Source organism: Paenibacillus sp. P4_E11 (assembly GCF_056401635.1).
The window spans coordinates 1-3,687 of sequence record NZ_JBFUIX010000243.1; the positions used below are offsets into that span (position 1 = coordinate 1).

Annotated in this window: 4 protein-coding genes; 3 read left to right on the forward strand and 1 reads right to left on the reverse strand. The window is 47.9% G+C overall.

Annotated elements, in window-relative coordinates; all coding sequences use genetic code 11:
- Window positions 1–713: glycosyltransferase 87 family protein (locus AC1DWB_RS32090; RefSeq protein ID WP_477545158.1), on the reverse strand; the 713-nt coding region annotated here is incomplete at its 3' end.
- A 229-nt stretch (window positions 714–942) separates the two neighbouring features.
- Between AC1DWB_RS32090 and AC1DWB_RS32095 the strand changes: the two genes are divergently transcribed.
- From AC1DWB_RS32095 to AC1DWB_RS32105, 3 genes are all read left to right on the forward strand, one after another.
- Window positions 943–1,860, forward strand: a complete 918-nt coding sequence (locus AC1DWB_RS32095; RefSeq protein ID WP_477545159.1) for a UbiA family prenyltransferase — start codon at window positions 943–945, stop codon at window positions 1,858–1,860.
- A 33-nt stretch (window positions 1,861–1,893) separates the two neighbouring features.
- On the forward strand, window positions 1,894–2,622 hold the full coding sequence (locus tag AC1DWB_RS32100; protein ID WP_477545160.1) for a DUF6081 family protein: 729 nt from the start codon (window positions 1,894–1,896) through the stop codon (window positions 2,620–2,622).
- A 146-nt stretch (window positions 2,623–2,768) separates the two neighbouring features.
- Window positions 2,769–3,687, forward strand: a 919-nt coding sequence (locus AC1DWB_RS32105; protein ID WP_477545161.1) for a hypothetical protein, incomplete at its 3' end; no start/stop codon positions are given.

Here is a 3,687-nt window from a genome sequence, read left to right on the forward strand (position 1 = left end):
TTGTTGTACAGGTCGACAATCCAGAATAGCCCCTTGCCTGTCCCGCGTCCGAACGGTAAGATCATGATCAAGAAAGTGATTAACCCTCCGACCACGCTCCAGGCAAGCGTCCTCCAATTACGATTACGGTACATCGCGAATAAGAGCACCGGGGTAAAGATCAGTCCTTGAGGCTTGATCAAGACGGTCATAACAAATGCTATGACAGCGTATGGTATTCGGCCTTGCACCGCTAAGAGCACGAAGAGTGCCACGAACAACGTGAAAACAGAGTCCACTTGCCCCCAAGCCRATGAATTGACAATGATCGCGGGATTGAATGCATAAGCGGCCGCAAGACCCGCCGCCACCGCCAGTCGCCAATGCTTGGCTGCAGCTATATATATTAGAAGCGATGCAAGCAGATCCGCTATAATCGCCGGTGTTTTCACCAACAACAGAAACGCCTTGCCATCGAAATCCAGATCGAACCATAGTCTGAGCTTCCCAATAACGTATAGTACCAGAATATATCCTGGTGGATAATCGGCGAATATTTCACCCGAGTAGAAATGGCCTAATCCTTTGGTCGCCGCATAGTTGGCCCATGCCTTGAACGTAATCATATCTGTCGGATGGCCTACCATCGCGACCGCCAATCCGATTCTAACGAGCAGAGCTGTAAGCATTATGATCCATACTACAATTGGAACGCGCCACAAACGAATCTTCATTCTTAACCTAACCTCCAAAGCTGTTTTCATAATTGCTTCAGTTAACCTAGAATATCCTCTATAATTAGTTCTTGAAACGTACGGCACTTTCCTCTATTCCACCCAATTCACGGCGCGGCTAACAGCTTTTATATATTTACAAGACAGAAGCAGGGGCATATAATGGCATGGACTACTTTGTACTTATTACACCTAGAAGTTCATTTGCCTTGAAAGGAAGTTAGATAAAATGGGAAAACTAAGCGTGTTCAAACGCGCTTCCAGATTTCAAGTGATCCCCGTCATGATCGTTCCCGTCGTGATTGGTTCTGTTGGGGCATATGCCTGGAGCGGACAGTTTCATTGGCTACTCTTTATCATAACATTAGTCGGAGCAGGCGCGGCTCATTTGTTCTCCAATATGATTAACGACTTATGGGATTTCCGCAGCGGAGTAGATATTGCTGCGCGGGAAACCGCGACTACCATTTCTACCAACTCAGGATTCCTCGCCAGCGGCGCCATTACGGAGCGAAAGTTCGCGACTATGACCTGGGGGTTGTTCGTACTAGCTGTTCTATCAGGTATTCTACTCACCGTGCTTAGCGGAATGCAAGTGCTGATCTTCGCGGCAATTGGCGCATTAATCGCCTACTTCTATGTAGCACCACCAATCCGGTTCGGTTATCGCGGCAAAGGATATAGCGAAATCGCGATTCTGATCGCGTTCGGTGTACTTCCTGTAATGGGGAGTTATTATGTTCAGACGTCGCAGTTCGACACTCGTTCCTTTCTTGCTTCCTTACCCATCGGCTTACTGACGACTCTTATATTGTATAACCATCATTTCCTGCATTGGCAGTCGGACAAGGCTTCCGGCAAAAAAACACTGGTCGTCGTCTGGGGCGAGCAAAAAGCAATTCTATTCTCGAAGATCCTGCTCATTCTGGCTTACTTATCGCTCATTGTAGCCGTTCTGTTTCATGCACTTCCTTATTATGCGTTAGTTGGACTAATCACAATCGTACCTTTTCTGAACGTATATCGATCCTTACAAGCCAAGAACAGTTCACAAGCTTACTTGCCGCTGATGGGCACTTCTTTGAAGGCCGCCATTCGTTGTGGAGCGATTATGATCATCGCCTTGCTTGTAGATGGACTGCTCTAAGACAAACGAATCAACGAAGGAGAATTGACCCCTATGGAGACAACTAAGATACTCGGAGACTTTGATACTATCCTATCTGAAGGCCAAGTGTGGAACATCGGCGGTTTCCCTTTGCAGGACGGCTCATTCTGGCAATACAGAGAACCGAATGCAGTCGTCATCGTACGCAACGGCATCTTGTACGTCCGGGCTCCACTTAGCCGCAAGCACGATCACGTGCAAATATTGGACAACGCCAAACATATGTACTTCTCCGCTCAACCAGTAGAAATTCCGGAGTCCGGGGAAATAAGCTTCGAATTGCAAATCCGGGCGCGAAGCACGAATACTGCACCTAACGATCTGTACGATGGGTACGTTTCGTTGAATCTGCTGGATTTCTCAACGGGTGCAGCGCTCGATTTCTTCGCGGGCAACGACACATATGCAAGTGTGTATGCGATCCTTCCATTCCCTGGCGTTGAAGTACCGGAGACGGACAAGACACGATACTTTTGCATTTTCAAGGAAAGCCAGGAGTTCGAAGCGCGAGAATTCAACACCTACAAGATTACGTACAACCGCGGTACGGACGAAGTCATATTCGCAGTGAATGGACAAGTCGTAAGACGTGAACAAGGTGTACCGGTCAAGTTCAATCGGTTCACCGTAGCGCTCGGGATTATGACGGAGAAAGACTTGACGCCTCAAGGCAGCGTATCCGTTCGTAATCAGACCGTAATTGGAGAATGGTCACCTATCACGATTACGGTGAAGGAGTAAAACTTAGTATCGTTACGAAGTACGACGACATCCTGGCGTATCCCGCTGGGATGTTTTTTTGTATACGACTGGAACAAAATGGATGCAACGTACGTCTAATTGAGTGTTGATTATAATAGAAATTAAAGATACTGCGGGGGTTGACGATGTTCAAGAATTCAATCCGTTCCATGCTGCTGCTGGTTACTTGTATTTGGCTCTTATCGGCCTGTGAAGACACTGCGCGTCCGCCAGACTCCACGGTCACATCGACTCCTGGCTACTCTTCTGCTGCAATTACTTCCGTCAAGCCTTCCCCACTGAATAGCCCGTCACTTTCACCTATGTCAACAACGCCCACACCTATCATCAAGTCTGTTGTAGACAGCATCGTCCACGCAGGAGTAGACACCGTCCGTATTTTTGAGCGATCCGTACAAGACTATCGTGGCGAGCAGCCTATATTTTACACCGAGTCGAATGTAAGTGTGATGGTGATTCCGAAAACGAAAGTGCCCATCACTCCAGAGGACTTGTCGCAGCTGCCCGATCGAGTGAAGATCACGTCCAAATCCACCAAAACGGATATCCGCTTCAAGGTAGACCCGATTAAACCCGGAGATTCTAATGTAATCCCACTCATGCTTCACTTGCAAGAAGCCCCTCAAGAAGATGTGCTAATCCGCTTCGTCGCCCTGGACGGGAAGCAAGAACATACCATTACACTTCGTTATAAGGTACCGTTCCGATACTCGGTTACTTCAGATGACGACCCGGGAATTGCCGAATACATCGCCAACTTGGATAAAGGCTTCTATATCGTTCGCCACTTGGAACTAGGGAAGCCATACTCGTATGTATTCGAATTCACCCAAGATGTGGATCGGGATAGTGTGACACGAAGGTTGGCAACTTCAATAGGTGCCCCCACGTTCAGCAGTGTACGACTCGAATGGGTCAATAACCGGCGACTAAATGTGATCATAGTCAAACAGACAGATCCCAACTCCCCTTCCATCAACATAAATCTGAACGGGATACGTGACCTCGATGGCTATATGCTGTCCGATCAGCGCCAACTCAGCT

Coding starts and splice junctions, on each gene's coding strand:
- AC1DWB_RS32095 (WP_477545159.1), top strand. CDS start 943: ATGGGAAAACTAAGCGTGTTCAAACGCGCTTCCAGATTTCAAGTGATC.
- AC1DWB_RS32100 (WP_477545160.1), top strand. CDS start 1,894: ATGGAGACAACTAAGATACTCGGAGACTTTGATACTATCCTATCTGAA.